The organism is Paraburkholderia sp. BR10937, assembly GCF_040965695.1.
Lineage (GTDB): Bacteria > Pseudomonadota > Gammaproteobacteria > Burkholderiales > Burkholderiaceae > Paraburkholderia.
The window spans coordinates 1-246 of sequence record NZ_JBFRCL010000235.1 but is presented as its reverse complement, the minus strand read 5'-3'; the positions used below and the strand labels follow the sequence as shown (position 1 = coordinate 246).

Here is a 246-nt window from a genome sequence, read left to right as displayed (position 1 = left end):
TACCGCAGAGCCCGGAAAAGCTACGGCTAGACATCGCGACTCACCTTGACTCGTTGCCCGGCTGGGCGCGGCGGTGCATCAGCGATTTGCTCGAGCATGCTGGCGACATCGAGGACCGGCTGGGCGACAAGCAAGACCGGTTCAGCAGGTGGGCCAGGAACCTGGTGGAGCGCCGCGGTTACTGGCGGGCAGCAGTCGCCATCGCAGCCAAGAATGCGCGGATGGCCTGGGCAGTTCTGAAGTACG

The 246-nt window shown here is 64.6% G+C and carries 1 pseudogene; it reads left to right on the top strand.

The window, feature by feature from the left end:
- Positions 1–246 (top strand): annotated as a pseudogene (locus tag AB4Y44_RS42780) (hypothetical protein); the annotation flags it as partial.